This is a genomic window from Thermoplasmatales archaeon (assembly GCA_026127925.1).
GTDB lineage: Archaea > Thermoplasmatota > Thermoplasmata > Thermoplasmatales > Thermoplasmataceae > JAKAYB01.
The window spans coordinates 189,016-205,503 of record JAJSLM010000003.1; the positions used below are offsets into that span (position 1 = coordinate 189,016).

At 39.4% G+C, this 16,488-nt stretch carries 18 protein-coding genes; 10 read left to right on the plus strand and 8 right to left on the minus strand.

Annotation, left to right across the window (positions count from 1 at the left end; genetic code table 11):
• Positions 1-100 precede the first annotated feature (100 nt).
• Positions 101-355 carry a hypothetical protein gene (locus LVQ96_04350; protein ID MCW6170385.1) on the minus strand — a complete coding sequence of 85 codons (255 nt, stop codon included), beginning with the start codon at positions 353-355 and terminating at the stop codon, positions 101-103.
• A 715-nt stretch (positions 356-1,070) separates the two neighbouring features.
• Between LVQ96_04350 and LVQ96_04355 the strand changes: the two genes are divergently transcribed.
• The 3 genes from LVQ96_04355 to LVQ96_04365 all read left to right on the plus strand — a co-directional run bounded on the left by LVQ96_04355 (position 1,071) and on the right by LVQ96_04365 (position 3,864).
• The gene (locus LVQ96_04355) at positions 1,071-2,420 is read left to right on the plus strand and encodes an ATP-binding protein (GenBank protein MCW6170386.1); all 1,350 of its coding nucleotides are present in this window, start codon (positions 1,071-1,073) and stop codon (positions 2,418-2,420) included.
• A 180-nt stretch (positions 2,421-2,600) separates the two neighbouring features.
• Positions 2,601-3,164, plus strand: a complete 564-nt coding sequence (locus LVQ96_04360; GenBank protein ID MCW6170387.1) for a hypothetical protein — start codon at positions 2,601-2,603, stop codon at positions 3,162-3,164.
• Positions 3,154-3,864, plus strand: coding sequence for a hypothetical protein (locus tag LVQ96_04365; GenBank protein ID MCW6170388.1), 711 nt, complete (start codon positions 3,154-3,156; stop codon positions 3,862-3,864). Before LVQ96_04360 ends, LVQ96_04365 begins: the two co-directional genes overlap by 11 nt.
• 82 nt (positions 3,865-3,946) lie before the next feature.
• Here the strand turns inward: LVQ96_04365 and LVQ96_04370 are convergent, their stop codons facing one another.
• Both LVQ96_04370 and LVQ96_04375 read right to left on the minus strand, forming a co-directional pair.
• Complete coding sequence (locus LVQ96_04370) at positions 3,947-4,471, minus strand: hypothetical protein (GenBank protein MCW6170389.1); 525 nt, start codon at positions 4,469-4,471, stop codon at positions 3,947-3,949.
• Positions 4,468-5,652: an AAA family ATPase gene (locus tag LVQ96_04375; protein ID MCW6170390.1), complete on the minus strand. Its 1,185-nt coding sequence runs from the start codon at positions 5,650-5,652 to the stop codon at positions 4,468-4,470. Before LVQ96_04375 ends, LVQ96_04370 begins: the two co-directional genes overlap by 4 nt.
• Positions 5,653-6,076: 424 nt before the next feature.
• Between LVQ96_04375 and LVQ96_04380 the strand changes: the two genes are divergently transcribed.
• The 6 genes from LVQ96_04380 to LVQ96_04405 all read left to right on the plus strand — a co-directional run bounded on the left by LVQ96_04380 (position 6,077) and on the right by LVQ96_04405 (position 9,290).
• Positions 6,077-7,108, plus strand: coding sequence for a hypothetical protein (locus LVQ96_04380; GenBank protein ID MCW6170391.1), 1,032 nt, complete (start codon positions 6,077-6,079; stop codon positions 7,106-7,108).
• On the plus strand, positions 7,098-7,415 hold the full coding sequence (locus tag LVQ96_04385; GenBank protein MCW6170392.1) for a hypothetical protein: 318 nt from the start codon (positions 7,098-7,100) through the stop codon (positions 7,413-7,415). The genes LVQ96_04380 and LVQ96_04385 overlap by 11 nt, the downstream gene beginning before the upstream one ends.
• Positions 7,399-7,914, plus strand: coding sequence for a GNAT family N-acetyltransferase (locus tag LVQ96_04390; GenBank protein ID MCW6170393.1), 516 nt, complete (start codon positions 7,399-7,401; stop codon positions 7,912-7,914). The genes LVQ96_04385 and LVQ96_04390 overlap by 17 nt, the downstream gene beginning before the upstream one ends.
• Positions 7,915-7,938: 24 nt before the next feature.
• Complete coding sequence (locus LVQ96_04395) at positions 7,939-8,187, plus strand: hypothetical protein (protein ID MCW6170394.1); 249 nt, start codon at positions 7,939-7,941, stop codon at positions 8,185-8,187.
• A gap of 108 nt (positions 8,188-8,295) precedes the next feature.
• On the plus strand, positions 8,296-8,715 hold the full coding sequence (locus tag LVQ96_04400) for a helix-turn-helix domain-containing protein (GenBank protein ID MCW6170395.1): 420 nt from the start codon (positions 8,296-8,298) through the stop codon (positions 8,713-8,715).
• A 62-nt stretch (positions 8,716-8,777) separates the two neighbouring features.
• Positions 8,778-9,290 (plus strand): transposase, encoded by a 513-nt coding sequence (locus LVQ96_04405; protein ID MCW6170396.1) that lies wholly within the window; start codon positions 8,778-8,780, stop codon positions 9,288-9,290.
• Here the strand turns inward: LVQ96_04405 and LVQ96_04410 are convergent, their stop codons facing one another.
• Genes LVQ96_04410 through LVQ96_04430 form a run of 5 tightly spaced genes read right to left on the minus strand, consistent with a single transcriptional unit; the run spans position 9,291 to position 14,534 of the window.
• Positions 9,291-10,808, minus strand: a complete 1,518-nt coding sequence (locus LVQ96_04410; GenBank protein MCW6170397.1) for an AMP-binding protein — start codon at positions 10,806-10,808, stop codon at positions 9,291-9,293.
• Between the two features lie 4 nt (positions 10,809-10,812).
• Complete coding sequence (locus LVQ96_04415; GenBank protein ID MCW6170398.1) at positions 10,813-11,370, minus strand: Zn-ribbon domain-containing OB-fold protein; 558 nt, start codon at positions 11,368-11,370, stop codon at positions 10,813-10,815.
• A 1-nt stretch (position 11,371) separates the two neighbouring features.
• A complete protein-coding gene (locus LVQ96_04420; GenBank protein ID MCW6170399.1) occupies positions 11,372-12,625 on the minus strand; it encodes a thiolase domain-containing protein in 1,254 nt (417 codons plus the stop codon).
• Between the two features lie 17 nt (positions 12,626-12,642).
• On the minus strand, positions 12,643-13,062 hold the full coding sequence (locus tag LVQ96_04425) for a hypothetical protein (GenBank protein ID MCW6170400.1): 420 nt from the start codon (positions 13,060-13,062) through the stop codon (positions 12,643-12,645).
• The gene (locus tag LVQ96_04430; protein MCW6170401.1) at positions 13,059-14,534 is read right to left on the minus strand and encodes an AMP-binding protein; all 1,476 of its coding nucleotides are present in this window, start codon (positions 14,532-14,534) and stop codon (positions 13,059-13,061) included. Before LVQ96_04430 ends, LVQ96_04425 begins: the two co-directional genes overlap by 4 nt.
• Before the next feature lie 160 nt (positions 14,535-14,694).
• Between LVQ96_04430 and LVQ96_04435 the strand changes: the two genes are divergently transcribed.
• Positions 14,695-16,254 carry an acyl--CoA ligase gene (locus tag LVQ96_04435; protein MCW6170402.1) on the plus strand — a complete coding sequence of 520 codons (1,560 nt, stop codon included), beginning with the start codon at positions 14,695-14,697 and terminating at the stop codon, positions 16,252-16,254.
• Positions 16,255-16,488: the final 234 nt, after the last annotated feature.

Consider the following 16,488-nt stretch of genomic DNA (forward strand, 5'->3'; position numbering starts at 1 on the left):
AGATCATCATTCTGAACTTTATGTCGAAAGCTCTTTGCTACTATTTGATAAGAGACTCTACTGAAATTTTTTCCTCTTAAGAATTTTTCTGCCTCTCTTTTCAGATTCGGCAGTATCTTGGTGTGATCGATTTCGCCTTTCCATTTGCATTCGCAGAAAGATTTTTGCTGGGGTCGATTGTCCTTGGCAGGTACTGAAGAAGACTCTCCCATTCGTTAAGAGTAGTATTTTGTAGAAATTTATCTTGCAGGAAATCCGCAAGATTTTTTCCAAAATCGTCAACCTGCAATTTGTAATAGATATCTTCCGAAATATAGAACAATCCATGTTTATCCTTGAAAAATTCAGAAAGCAAAGTTGTTTTACCTATTCATCTTCTTCCATATAGGAAAAGTAACTTTGCACCAGGTAAAGACCACTCCTTGCCCAATGTCTCCAATTCGGAGTTTCGATCAATAAATCTAATCATGATTAGGCCTAATTTCGATTTAGTGCCTAAACATTTGCATGATTTCCTAGCTGCACTTGATTCTAGCTTATCGACTTGTTTTGTAAAATCCAAGTGGAAACTGGATAGTCAATCAAGAACATTGTTTTTATTGCGTGATGTGTGTTCTGAGATATATGAGTGGATACGCGGGTACAAAAACAAGACGGCTAAGAATACGTCTTAATGAGAGCTAAGAAGAGTTTTTCAAGAAATCCTGACAAAAGTGAAATATGATTACTTGCTGAATTTTCACATACTTAGTTGCAAAAAATGTGAATCAGAAATAGTTGAAGCATACTCAGAGAATAAACGAAAACATGTTAACGATGCATACGCTTGAAGTACCAGGCCAAGAGAACCTGAGATTGCTATCTTGTTGACTATTTGAAAATGATCTGCTCCAGATTAATAAATAGAATATAATATACCGAAAAATAGCGATTTCCTTAATAATTAGATTCTTAGCGCTATAAGGACGGAGGTCAGTATCGATGGTGGAAGTTATCCTCTCTCAGGATAATTTAGCATTGAAATTGTCCTGTGATAGGTAACTTCATATCAATGATTAAAATAACGATATATGAATAGGAAAAGGGATTTTTACGCAGTTATTTCGGATTATATTCTGACAGAACTCCCTAAGGCAGTTGAGAGAGATTTATCAATACCTAAAGATACAACGTTTATCATTTCTATCGCTGGGCCACGAAGGGCTGGAAAAACTTTTATCATGTATAACACAATTGATACGCTTAAGAAGATTATCCCAAAAAACAATATTCTTTATGTAAATTTTGAACATGAAAAATTGAGGCGCCTGGATGCTTCCGATCTTAGTGATCTTCTTACCTCGTTTTACGAATTGGCCAAGCCACAGCCAGAGAAGGATATCTACCTCTTCTTAGATGAGATCCAGATTGTAAATGGATGGAGCGCATGGGTAAACAGGATTTATGAGTCAAAGCGCTTTCACATTTTCCTTTCAGGTTCTTCTTCAAAGCTTCTTGGAAGAGAGCTTTCCACAGAACTTCGTGGAAGAAGCATCGATTTTGTCGTTCTTCCTTTATCATTCAAGGAATTTATTCGCATAAAAGAGTTAGGTAATATTGGTGACCTGGAGGCCATGCTCCATAGCGAGGAGCGAGGAAAAATACTTGAGATGCTCCGTGAGTACGCTGAATTTGGAGGATTTCCCGAAGTGGCTTTGAATGAAAGTTACAAGCTTAACCTGTTAAAATCTTATGTTGATACCATAATCCTTAAAGATGTTGGCGAAAGATTCAGGGTTGAGCCTTCCATTTTGCGAGTTTTTTTGGAACATTCGTTCGAGTCATACTCGAAATATTTCAGTGGTTCAAAGACATACAATTTTTTGAAGGGTATAAATTACTCTGTTTCCCATGAGACACCACTAAAACTCTTGAGTTACTTCGAAGAAGTTTTTGCCTTATTCCATTTAGAAATATTCTCCCGGTCATTTAGATCTAGAAAAAGTTATCCAAGGAAACTTTATGTTGTGGACACTGGGCTGATTAATGCAGTGCTCAGGTCCAGAGATTGGGGACGTTTGATAGAGAATATTGTTTTCGTCGAACTATATAGGCGCTCGAAGGACTTTTCAGAATTTTCTTTAAATTACTGGAAAGAGTACGGGAAGGCGGAAGGGATGGAGGTGGATTTTGTTATAAGCCGGGGTGGCAAGGTGATCGAACTCCTGAATGTTTCATATGCATCAAGCACGGCAGATCTCCCATCCAGAGAGGTTAAATCCCTAAGAAAAGGTTCTAAAGAGCTTGGATCCAGTAGACTTAGCATAATTACCTGGGATCTCTATGGATCCACAGAGGAGGGAGACATACAATTCATACCCCTTTGGTACTGGTTATTGCGCCAAAACAATTCCTCCGACGACATTTCACGACTACCATAGGCTTACAATCAAGATAACCACGCATACATTAGATATTCTTACTCCCCGTTACTTGCTTGCCCCCCATTTTGCGAGGGATTTGCAACACGTTTAGTCATATCCTATCGTAGTTATTTACAATCGAAATTTCCAGGGACTGCTGCAGAAATCCTTTAATACTAATTCCGAATATATCGGAACATGGGATTAACATACTTTGACGTGCTTAGTTTGTACTTTAAGGATTCTGAATTCAGCACTAAAGATATTGCTCTCTTATTAAGAACAGAGCGGAGTGCTAAATTGCTCTCCGAATTAAAATTCAGGGGATTGATTGAGCGCACAGGAAGAGGAAAATATCGTCTTTTTACACCATCTGAAAGGATTGATACTAGAAGCTACGAATGGAAAAGAGTTGAGAAGATAGTGAACTCTTCACCTCTTCCATATGTTTGGGCATGGTCGACTGCGGTGGAAAAATGGACAAATGGGGCATATTTGGTTGGTCCAAACCCATATTTCAGAACTTACTATATTGAAGTTCTTATTAGTGACATTGATAAATGGAAGAGATACCTCAGATCACATTCAGTGCCGATTGTGGGAAAAAGAAGGATCGGCGCAATCGTAGAACTTATTTCAAAAGAGCATCTGGAATCTGTGATTCATAATGGTGAAAGGGTTCTCCCGAAGGAAAGGACGTTAGAAATTATTAGAAATCACCGTGGAATATTTGCAGAGGCAGATGAATTAATTGAAGATTGATTCGATACTTAAGGAAAAGAAATCACTTCTCCTTCTTGACGGGTTTCCTTGGGAAGAAGGGTGTGTAGTCATAGGAGGTTATGCTGTACTAGGTTACGGTACACTAAGGTATTCAAGAGACCTGAACCTTCTAATACCCATCAGATTGTCTAAGAAAATAAATGAATGGTTTATAAAGCAAGGATTTTCAATCGATAAAGTTGCAATTCCGAACCCACAGAATTATGATGGGAGGTATACACATTACTCAAAGGGCGAATTGAGTGTTGATTTATTGATTGGAGCAGTCCGGGACAGGGAAGCCCAGGTTGATATACCGGAAACCTGGATATCCAAACAACCAACCATGAGTAAAATTATTGGATTTAACGGCTCTACTATCACAGAAGTTCCATTAGTCCGTTTGGAGGCATTATGGGCATTGAAGATGCAGGCAGGTAGATTGCAAGATATCTCAGATATGTTCTCTATTTTCAATAGAAAATTCTCGCATGAGAGCGTTATAGAAATCTTCACGGAACTGAGATGTGACAGCCTTAAAGAAAAACTATTGAAGACCAGGGGAAAATTAAGAGAAAAGAATACGTATCCAGATGTGAGATCTGCGTTACATTTTAGAGATTCTTCAAAAGCGCGAGAACAATGGAACAGTTTTACTACTACTGTGGATAGCATGATAGATGCAATTTTAAGTGGTTAAAATCCAAATGAGTTTGCAATCATACTGGTTTCTTCACTCTATTAGGTTGGATAAATTTTGAAGCCAGAGATGCATAGAAGTTTCAAATCTGTTTTGCTTTATTCACAAATTCTTGGAAAGAAGTAGATTTACTCATGGCAAGAGCTAAGTCGTAATTTTCAAGCATCTCACTTCTTATGGGTATCCCGTCAGTATTTCTAGGAAGAATAGACACAAATTTTTCTTTGGAGCAATTATCTGGATCTGGAAGATTTCTTATTTCCAGCGATCTCGCCTTTTGAGACGGCAAGCCAGCTATGTACCACCCCTCTATTTCCGGTACTATAAGTACGATTTTTTCTCTGGGTAGACGTGGGAATCTCCTTGTTAGTTCGTTAATCCTTGATTCCTTAGAACTGAAGTGGTCTGGATCTTCATCAGCAATGAAAAGAAAAGAAATATGCTGAGCATCTAAACTTATAATATATCTATCAACTTTTTCATCCCTTTTGATAAAATATTGTATTATTTTGGCGGGCAAGTTCTTAAAGATATTATCAATTATTGCCCTAAAGAAGCGTCCATCATAAAATCCCTCTACAAAAAAATACTTTTCCCTTCTGTTCAAGTCAAAATCCCATCTATGAATAGTTCTTCTACACCTATTTTATCCCTCAGAAATGCTTTGACTGTACCGATATCAGAAGCATGCATCAATTTCGAGTAACCGTTTTCATCTCTATCGATTACGTAGAGATTTTTGATACCAACCTGTCGCACTATCTCTGGGCTGTGAGTCGTTACTATAATTTGTTTTGCGCGAGAAGCTTCCTCAATCAGGTGCATTACGCTTGAAATAAGCTTTGGGTGGATATTCCTTTCAGGCTCCTCTAAAACAATAAGATCCTTTTTCTCGAAAAACAGAGCGTAAATTGTAGAAACAATCTCGATGGTGCCATCTGAAATTAAAGGAGCTGGTATCTCCGTATTTGGATCGTAAGTTTCCAACGCTTTAAACAGTATGGATTTATCTGCTTGGTTTTCAACGGACACATCCTTGATGAATGGTAAGCATACCTTCAGATAACGAATGAATTCTTTCCATTTCTTCGGATCATCCTTTAAATTCTTTATCAAGAGTGTGGTATTGCTACCATCTGGTTCTAGCTCAGCCCTTCCTGTAATTGGTATAGCCTTCCTAGATAATTTTGGGTCAAAATCATAAACCTGCATCTGAGCACCAAAAGTAAAGCCCAATAAAAGTGATAAAGGTGGAATTCTTAATAGAGTTCCAAATTTTAAATTAAGGGATTCGGGGAAAGAAAGTACCCTTTCCTTAGCCTCTTTGTCGCCCTCCCAGCGAATTCTGCCATTTTCCAAAATAAGTTTATATACAGATTTCTGCGCAAGGGCAGCTCCTTTTTTGTAACCCTTCATTGAGAGAACTTCAACGTATTCTTTTATTCCTTTTTTTTCTTTAGAAGGATACAGGATAATCTTGTAGGAGAAGTCCGAAAATCGAATCACAGGAGGAGGGCCTAATAAGAAAGCCCGATTATCATCAAACTGAATTTCAATTTCTAAATTACTTTTGTCATAATTCTTGAAATTCATCAAGTATTCTATTCCGCCTTGAAGAGAAATTGCATTATTTAATCCGATAGTTGCTATGTCTCTAATAAACTGAAATATAGAAACGTAATTTGACTTTCCGGCTGAATTCTGGCCAATTACAACATTCAGATTTGATAGGTTTATATCAAGAGATTCAAAACTCTTAAAATTGCTGGCGATAACTCTTTTAATCATTTCCAAAAGCATAATGACTTCCACTATAAAAACACTATTGAGTGACTTGACTAATCGATTGCTTTCGCTATAACACTTAAAGTGTAGCTAGTAATAAATGCCGTGTTGAAAACACCTTCAACTAGCGATCTTATCGTAAATGTTCTCAAACGTTAATGCGAGGAAGTTTCAAGAATACGGAGGGTGGCATTTCAGTATAAGGGCCCAGAGACATTATATAAATTCTGTCGCCCATGGGATCATCATTCTTATTCGATTCTCCTTGTTTTGACATTTTGTCTAGAAACTAGAATATGTACAAAAATATCTAATAAAACGAAGGGTTTCATGTAATAACCAGTCCAGTTTCCTTTTTTTTTGAAATTTTATCACTGATAGCTATCAGTGATACATTCATAAAGTATCACTGAATACAGATAAACAAATGGATAAAAATATTGAGCTAATTAGTCAGTTTATACTAGAAAAACTCCACACATCCTCGGAAGTAAAAATAAACTGGTCTTATCCAATACCTGTTGGAGAAAGAGAAATACGTATAGATTTAGCAATTGAGTCGGAAGACACTATTATACTGGTTAAAATAGAGCCAAGAATAGGAGAGGACGCAATATACAGGATCTACGCACTTTCCCACTTGATGAAGATGCATCTGTTTGGCAGGAAAAGGGTGAGATCAGTTTGCCTTGGGAAATCAATTGATTATAGTACTCAGGAACTTGCTGCCAAACTTGAAGTAGAGACTTTGCTTATTCCCTCAAGGTTGTACCAATATCTGTTTCCAAAGACGATTGCATATAGTTCAATTACTTCTTTAGAGCGCCCAAAAACAACTCCTTTAAGAACCACTTCTGAAAAGGCATGGAAAATTGTCTGTTCCTTATTGATAGATAAATCATACAGCATCCTTGAAATTTCGAAGAAAATCCGTGTTTCGTACGGATGGACAAATGCAATAGTTCATAAACTTGCAGATTCCGGGATAGTAACTTCAGGTTATGGGTTTCAAATCAGCGATTTAGATAAGCTTTTCAATGTAGTTTCCTGGGAAAGAACCCTCAATGGTCAGCTTCTTGAGACTATAAGAACAAATTTTAACACTGCAACCCAGTGTATGAACGAAGTGGCCTTGAATCTCAATAAGCTTGGAGTGAATTATGCTTTCACGGCCCATTCGTCAGCCATTTTATACGGGTCATCAATAATGAGAGAGGATACCGCATACATATACCTCAGAGATTCGTCCGATATTGATATTCTCAGGACATATTCTGGAGAACAGACAAGTGGGTGCGACCTGAAAGTGTACTTGCCTGACAGAGATGTGATGAAATCTTCGACCATGTTTAATGGTATAAAAGTTGTAGACGTGTGCCAGAATATACTTGACCTTGCAGGATTAGGCATGGAAGGGCGAACAGCAGCGAAAGATCTGGTGAGTAATATTGGTAGATGAAGAAAACAAAACAAATACTCTTGCAAGAGATTCATTTATAGAGCTTAGATACATTTTCAATTGGAGCATAACAAACAAAAATTACAGACCAGGTGACACGGTTCTCGTTGGTGGATGGGCAGTCCATTCATTTAATCCATGGAAATATTCACTGGACATAGATCTGCTTGCAACCGATCGTTTTAAAGGTTCATTAAAAAATCACCTATACACAATGCGTGGTTACAGCACGGAAAAGGTTCCACTTTATCTAAAAGTATTATTATACAAACAGACATTACATATCTCTAATGCGGCCAAAATTTAGACTCCCAAGGAGATATCACTGGATCAAGAAAAGTGATACGCATTACAAGATAATTTCAGGAAATCAAGTTATGGATGATTATTCACTTGGAAGATTTCATCAGGATTCCTTGGGAGAAGATACACTTGTATGTCTCAAAAAGGTAAAAGGAAAACCTATTGCCGTAATTGAACTCACAGTTCACTCTGGTAACACAGAAGGTACTAGGCACGATATAGAATTCTACGGGAATAGTTTGGTAGTAGAACTACTTGCAGTGGATAGAGCTTATCAGGGACATGGGATTGGCACCGAAGTGATGGCTCTGGCGGAAAATATTGGTAGGTCATTTAATGCCTATAGGATATTATTGGAGGCTGTCGAGGATAAGGTCTACTTTTACGAGCAGCTAGGTTACACGATAAAAGGTGGAAAATATATAGATAGAGAATGGGGGCAGCTAGTACCAATGGAAAAAATTCTTACCAATGATAAATTTCTTGACGATCAAAACGCCTAAATAATACAATAGTAATACCTGAGTATGGATAAGAATAATGGAACTGTAAAAATTTCCATATCTATTAGCCCAGAGCTTAATAGGGCAGCAGAAAGCATGTGCGTAAAGACTGGATTAAGTAAATCAAGACTCATTGAAAGCATACTTAGGGAAAACAAAGATATCAATAGGTTTATACAAGCACAGAGATCTGAAAAGGGTGGCTTTTTCACTGGAAAAGTTGGCGATTCCTATAAGAGGAATATGAAAAAGGTAGAAACCATAAAATCTTAGAAAAAATCCCAAAAATGTCTGAAACAACGATAGCTACTATAGTGATTGCCATGGCCATTTATCCATATATGTCATTCTGACCTTGTGGGAAGGGGCAGGACACTTATTGTGAATAGATCAGTCAGCGAAGCCGACATAACAAAACGAATATGGGAGGAGAAGAACAGAGCAAGAGTCATCCCAAGACTCATATTCATAAAGCTCCTTTGCACTGGAATGGGTGTTATTGAAGCGTCGAAGGATATGGGTGTTGTAAGAAGAGCTGGATACCAATGGCTCGAGAGATGGAATAAATCCGGTTACGAAGGACTTGTTCCAAGATTTGCAGGTGGTAGGCCATCAAAACTGACGGGAGATCAGAAAAAAGAAATGAAGGAATCGCTGGAAGCGAAGAATCTGTGGTATCTGAACGGCATTGTTGTTCTCATAAAGACAAGATTCGGTGTTGAATATTCAGAGCGTCAGGTTCGAAGGATATTGAAGGGCTTCAGGATGAAACACGCGAAACCGTATCAGGTTGATTACTGAAAATCTGACGATGCCGAAGGTAAGCCAAAAAACTCTGTTCAATAAATTCGGGTGACACGATCATAGGATTCTTTGATGAGTCTGCGCCACAGACCACGGCGAACACGGCTAGATCATGGTCCTTCAGCAAGCCCGAGATTGTGAAGGATACCTCAAAGCACAGGACCAACATTTTCGGTTTCTATTCCTTCAATGGCAATAGCGTTGTAGACTTCCAGGATCATTCCAGGGAAGAGAATATTATCTTCTTTTTGAAGATGACTAGAGAATTGAAACCTGAAAAGTCGATTATGATCATACTGTACGACTTCAGGCCCCATCATTCAAAAGCCGTGAAGGAGAGTATAGGGTCATTGAATATGAAACTCATATTCCTTCCGCCATATTCACCCGATCTTAATCCGATAGAATTTATATGTAAGAGCATCAAGAGAGTCGTATCCATCGCGTCAATGGAATCTGAAAGCGATCTGAAAGATACAATAAAAAAGAGTTTCATGGAGCTGTTAGAGAGGCTGATATATGCAAAAAGATCGGTAATGAAGTTCCCAACCGAAAGTATAACGGTGAGGTAATTAACTATAATTTAACAGCTTTCTAAGGTCATTCTTCTGGATTTTTCCGACCGAGTTTTTTGGAAGCTCATTAAGAAAGAAAACGCTCTTAGGACACTTGTACCACGCAATTCTGGACTTACAGAACTCGATAACTTCACTTTCTGTAAGGTTCTCATTTTTCTTAACAATGAATGCCACTACCTCTTCACCATATTTATCGTCAGACCTTCCAACGACGGCAACTTCTGATACCTCAGGGAGTGTATTGATTAAGTTTTCGATTTCCTTTGGATACACATTTTCACCGCCACGTATTATCATGTCCTTTTTCCTGTCTACTATGAAGAAATAGCCCTCTTTATCCATATATCCAAGATCCCCGCTGTGAAGCCAGCCATTCCGCAGAGTCTCTTCGGTTTCAAGTTTTCTGTTGAGATATCCTTTCATTACATTCGGTCCTCTGATTACAATCTCTCCAATCTCTCCCGGAGGTAAATTTTCATCGTTATCAGAAAAAACCCTCACGTCCTGTCCAGGCAAAGGTATTCCGATTGATCCCACTTTTCTTTCACCGAATCTCGGATTTATAGTTGATGCAACAGTGCCCTCTGTCATTCCGTATCCTTCTATTATTTTAATCCCGTAAAATTTCTCAAAATTCTCAAACCATTTCACTGGCATAGGGGCAGCGCCACAGATTCCAATTTTCAATGAAGATAGGCTAACTTTATGATCAGGACTTGCTAAATCTGAAAGCATCTTAAAAATGGTTGGAACTCCGGAAAATAGTGTTGGTTGATATTTCTCTACGTTCTCGAAAAACTCATCGGGATCAAACTTTCTAAGGATAACCAAAGATCCTCCTTTCAAAATGGAAGCGATGCTGAACATGAGGTTATTAACATGGAAAAGCGGCAGTATTACGATCATCCTATCACTTTTTTGCATACTTACAGATAGCTGTAATTGAATGGCCTCTGTAAAAATATTCGTAGAGGAAAGGACAACGCCTTTGGGTTCTCCTGTTGTACCGGAAGTATAAATAATGAAAAGATCTTCTGGATTAAAGGATGGGGAAGTATCGTCACTTTCGCCATTAAATACCGTCTGATAAATGCCGTTAGATAGGTCTAATTTATCAAAGTCCATTATAACTTTCTCTACGCTGATCCCAGATTTTTCGATCGCTTTTTCGATCCTTTCTCCGTATGCTAATTCTCCAAAAATTATTTTGGCACCAGAATCTTTAATTTGGTAAGATATTTCTTGCTCTTTGAGGTGAACATTAATAGGAGTTACTGTAGCGCCTGCCATCCATGAACCCATCACGATTATAAGAAGCTCCGGCCTGTTGAGGAGATCTATAGCGACAACGTCGCCTTTGCCTATTCCACGGCTGGAAAGGTACTTTGCAACAGAACGGTACATTTTTACTATTTCACGGGACCTATAACTTTTATCATAAAATAAAAAAATTTCTTTGTTGTCCCTGAGAAGTGTTTCTTCCATCATGCGAAGAAGCTCGATCGCCGTCATTCAATTACTCCATTATTTCATACCAAAAATCGGAAACAGTCCCCCTTCTATTTTCCTTGAACTTGGCAGTAACCTTAGTGCCAGGATCAACGGTTTCATTTTCTTTAAGATCTATTCTCTGTAGTATTCCAGTATCTGCATCTAGGGGCTTAATGTAACCAACGGCGTACGGAACTTTATTGAAAAACTCGGAGGTTGCATACCATGAAGTTGTGCTGGACAGGACAGTCCCCTCGTTGCTAACCTTCACCCATTCTGTTTCACCATAACATTCAGAACATATGAACCTAGGAGGAAAATGTACAATTCCGCAGTTCTTGCACTTTGAACCATATAACTGTGCGTGATTCATGAGTTCTGAAAAAAAGAACGACTGTTCACCGTAACTGTACTTGTAAAACATAACCATTTTATCAGGTATCTCGAAATATTTCTCGCGTTCCAGAACAGACGGGTTGATATCGACCTTCTCGGAGATGATGCTGTCTATCACACTTTCCAGGGGCTCAGATTTGAGTTCCTTCTTTATGGTCTCTTTGGCCTTTTCGGTCGACGTCTTCATTTTATTTCACCCCTAACACAGAAACAGAGCAATATGATGAACCCGGTCCGCCTATTGAATGTGCTACTCCTATGCCTTTTTTTATTTCGACCTGCCTCTTCCCAGCCCTTTGTCTTAGCTGGTTTACGATCTCACCTATCTGCATTACCCCGGTTGCGCCAACTGCGTGACCAGCTCCGAGAAGACCACCTGACGGCGATACCGGAAGATCACCATCCTTCATTGGTACACCATCCTCTATGAATTTGCCTCCCTTTCCCCTGTCACAGAACCCCATGGCCTCGTAGGCCTGAATCTCCGTCATACTGAAGGCATCGTGAAGCTCCGCGACGTCAATAACTTTTCTTGGATTCTGAATGCCAGCCATTTTGTAAGCTTGTGCCGCAGATTCATAGTGATTCCTCAGATCAGCTATGTCTCCGTATTTACCCATACGGTCGTTCACAGTTCTAGATCCTGTAAAAGACTTGTCATTGGATGACCCAATTCCCATTACCCATACGGGTTCTTTAACTGCAAGCTCCTTGACTTTTTCTTCGTTAGCAAGAATCAGTGCATATGCGCCCTCGGTGTAAAGTGAACAGTCAAGCATTTTGAATGGGAAGGATATCATCCTAGACTGCATTACATCATCAACGGTGATCTTCATGGGACTCTGGGCAAATGGGTTATCCATGGCATTTCCGTGGTTTTTTACGCTCACCAACGCAGCCTGCTCCTCGGTTGTGCCATACTTTTTCATATGTGCCGACGCAAGTATGGCATATGATGAGGCTGCAGAGGTCCCCAGAGGAAATTCCCATGTCATATCCGCACTGTATGCGATTGACTTTATAACTTCAGGCGTTGTCTTGCCTTGCGCCCAGTCGTAACAGTCCTGGGCCTTTTCGACACCTATTACCATTGTAAGATCTGAGAGACCAGAAGCTACCTCAGAATATCCCGCTCTGAATGCATAGCCTCCGGTTGCCCCACCAGTTGTTATTCTTATTCCTGGTTTTCCGTACATTCCAAGATAGTCATGTATGTATGTGTCCGGCATTATCTGTCTCTCAAACAGGTCATTGTATATTCCGTAAACTACCGAATCGATACTTCCCGGAGCAATTTCCGCGTCCTTGGTTGCCATCATGGCGGCTTCTAGTGCAAGTTCGTAATATGTCTTGTTTGGAACTCTCGCCTCAAATTTTGTCTGTCCTGTTCCGATAACTGCCACCCTTCTCTTTTCATTTTTTAATTCTGTGTACGATTTCATGAGTTGTTTCCTCCGTTTTATTTCCTTCTTTCCAAATGCTTTGTGATAAACTCCATCACACATTCATTATTCTGGTTGAATGTTTTCGCAGTAAGTTTTACAAGTACCCTATCCATTTTCGACTCGGAGTTTTCCCTTTCTGCCCGGTATGAAACTGTTATGGTATCTCCGATCTTTACCGGCTTAAGAAAGCTAACACTTTCGATTGACCTTAGAGCCATGAACAAATCTGCGTTTATTGCTCCTGACCTAATCATAAGACCAAGCGCAACAGACAGGGTAAGGTATCCATGGGCCACGCGTTCACCAAATATGCTCTTCTTCGCTTTTTCTTTGTCGGTATGAAGGTAAGTCCAGTCTCCCGTGAAATACGAGAACATAACTAGATCGGTTTCTGTTATTGTCCTCCCTTCCGTGACAATTTCTCCTTCCTTCATTTTTTCATCTCATTACTGAAGTAGAGATCCCTGAAATCTTCCCTGAGCTCCTTTTTGAGTATCTTTCCGCCAGCACTGTGGGGCAAAGAGTCAAGAACAATAATCTTCTTTGGCACCTTATAATTTGCTATCCTCTGTTTAAGATACTCTATGACTTCTTCTGCGTTGACTTTCTGATCCTTCTTGGCCGTAACAAAAGCGGTAACAGCCTCAATCCAGTAGGGATGTTTTATGCCAACTACGGCAGCCTCTGCTATGGATTTATAGCTGAGAAGTTCCCTTTCCACTTCCACTGATGGAACGTTTTCCCCTCCTGTGCGTATGATATCCTTTTTCCTATCCACAAAGTAAAGGAAACCATCCTTATCCATTACTGCAAGATCACCAGACTTGTACCACCCACCTTCAAAGTATGCTTTAGTCCTCTTTTCATCTTTAAAATAACCTTTTGCCACAGTAGGTCCCCTCATCCATATTTCCCCTACCTCTCCACTCTTTGCTTCGTTTCCATCCTCCTTCACAAGTTTCAATGATGTGTTGATGTGTGGCTTGCCTATGGACTCCTTTCTACCTTCAAAAAAACTCGGTTGAAGGGTTGTTCCCATCGGCGTCGTCTCAGTCATCCCATAGTAATTCCTCCATTGAACGGTCGGAAATATTTTGGAGACGTCATTGAATTGCGATTCGCTTATAAAAGCTCCAAAGCTTATACATTTCTTCACAGAGCTAAACGGCATCTTTACGACTTGTGACAATCCGATAAAAACAGTGGGAGGAAAGATGAGATATGTGACATTATATCTATTTATAAGAGAAATTATTTCTGTCGGATTCGGAATGGCCTCAAGCACAATTGTCGCACCCACATTCATAAATCCCAAGAATGTGTACAGACCAGCTACATGATACAATGGAATGCTTAGCAAGTAGACATCTTCATGCTGCCAGTCAAGGTCATGGATGGAACTAATCAGTGAACTGTACCAGTTCAGATGGGTGTTCATAACTCCTTTAGGGGAAGACTCGGTTCCTGAAGTATAAAGAAGTGTTGAAACATCGTCTGGTGCTGTCTCGATTAGGAACTCGTCAGTATCTGAAAGGTTCACCTCATCAAATCTCACTATCTTTGTACCTAAGTCAGCCGTTAGAGACGAATCTGTGAACATTACTGAGGGCTTAGAATTATTGACGAGTGTCTTTAACTCATCAATTTTCAGATTGAAATTATAGGGAGAAAATATCGCACCTATGCGATTTGCAGCAATCCATAGCTCGGGCATCTCTGGTCGGTTCTTTGAAAAGACAGAGATTACGTCGCCAGCTTTTATGCCAGACTTCCTTAAATAGAAGACCCACCGTAACACCTCTTCCCGGAAGCTTCCGAATGTAAATACTCTGTTGTTAAAATTTATAAAATCTTTGTTTGGCCATTTTTCCGAAGATCGATCCAGAACTTCCGAGATGTTCAACATAAAACCATTAAAATGCCAATGTGTTCGTATTTTAAAAATTTTTCTAGGACAGAATTATGTGTGGTATTTTTTAATATTATTTATTATCTTTATATTGGTGAATTTGTGCTTCACTAATAGAAATCTTAATATTTTTTAATCTCATGTTATTTTCGATAAAATGGTTAGTCTTGCATCCTACCTAGACAGATCGGTCTTAGAACACGCTAAGAATATTGCTGTAGAAGAATCTGGAAGACAGATTACTTACAATGAGTACGGCTTAATGGCCGAGAAACTGTCGCTCTACCTGTCCAATATAGGGCTCTCTAGAAATGACAGGATTGGTATATTATTGCCAATGTCTGTAGATTACCTCGTATCGTTCTATGCAGCTTGGAAGATTGGTGCCGTTGCAGTTCCAATAAATAACAGGTTTTCTGCGGACGATATCGAATTTGTGATGAGGGACGCTCACCTGAAAGGACTTTTTCTCTCAGCTCCAGAAAAAGAGAAACTTGCTCCTTTGCTAGGGCAGAATCAGTCAATAAAGCTTGTCATCCAAGGTAATGAACATGAAGACAACAGTTTCAGCCACATATATGCAAATGAACAATCAGGAGGAACATCTGACGAAAGTTGGGCCCTAGATGATGATGACGCTATGATTATGTATACCAGCGGAACTACCGGAAAACCAAAGGGAGTCAGACAAAGCCATAGAAATAACTCGGCATCTATCCATATGGTAATGGACGCCTGGAAATTGAAAGAAACGGATATTCTTCTTAACAATGTACCATTATTCCATGTAGGAGGTCTTCAATGTGGAACTTTTCCCGCAATGTTTTCAGGAGGAAAAGTAATTCTTCTGCCAAAGTGGAACGCAACTGATTGGCTAGATCTATCCATAAATAGAAAAGCCACATGGTCTGGGCTAGTCTCTACAATGGTAGTGGACACTGTTAATGCAATAAAGTCTCGAGAAAATATACGAAGGGATGAATTCAGCTACAGATTCATTTTCTTTGGAGGCTCTCCTACTCCTAGTCCCGTTATTTCGTATTTTGAGAAATTCTTTAAGATCCCTCTAAGAGAAATATATGGTCTTACGGAGGCCACAGGCCTTGTTATCTCTTATGATGAAGGGCAAACATGGAAACTAGGATCAATGGGGTACATTATGAGACAAGTAGCGAAATACAGAGTGGTGAAGCCGGAAAGTCTTGGTAAGAATAGTACACTAATAGATAGCAAGGAAGGTGTCTTGTTACTGCAAGGGGATACGATAACCACGGGTTACCTTAATAGGGCTGAACTGGATCAGGAGCGTTTCATAGATGGTTGGTTCAATACGAAAGACATAGTAAGAATTGACGATAGCAATTTAATGTATTATCTTGGAAGAATCGATGAAATGATTATTTCTGGAGGAGAAAACGTATATCCACAGGAAGTTGAAAGCCTAATTGCATCGCATCCGGGTGTGAAAGAAGTCGCGGTTATAGGGACTCCGCATGAGAGATGGATCGAAGCAGTAACTGCAATCGTTGTGCCAAAAAATGATGAACTGTCCCCTGATGATGTAATAAAATTCTGTGAAGAAAGTACTTCCCTGGCGTCATACAAATGGCCAAAACGTGTCTTCGTAGTCAATGAACTTCCGAAGACGGGTAGTGGAAAGATTAACAAGGCTGCCCTGAAGGAAGTTTATGCCAATAAGAATTATCAACCTAATTGAAAATTTTCAGGGAGCTTTTTTTCAATAAATATACGTTCAACTTTGCGGATGTTGATCGTATTTCCGAAATGCTAGTTTTTTTCTTTATACTATCTCATAGGTGCTATAAAACCTGAGCAGTGTAGCGAAATTAACCAGACGATATGTTATTTGTAATAACAAGAATGCCTCTTGAGATGTTACCCTGAAACAAGAATCAATAGAGACATGTTGAGTACATTCTTATTTCTATTC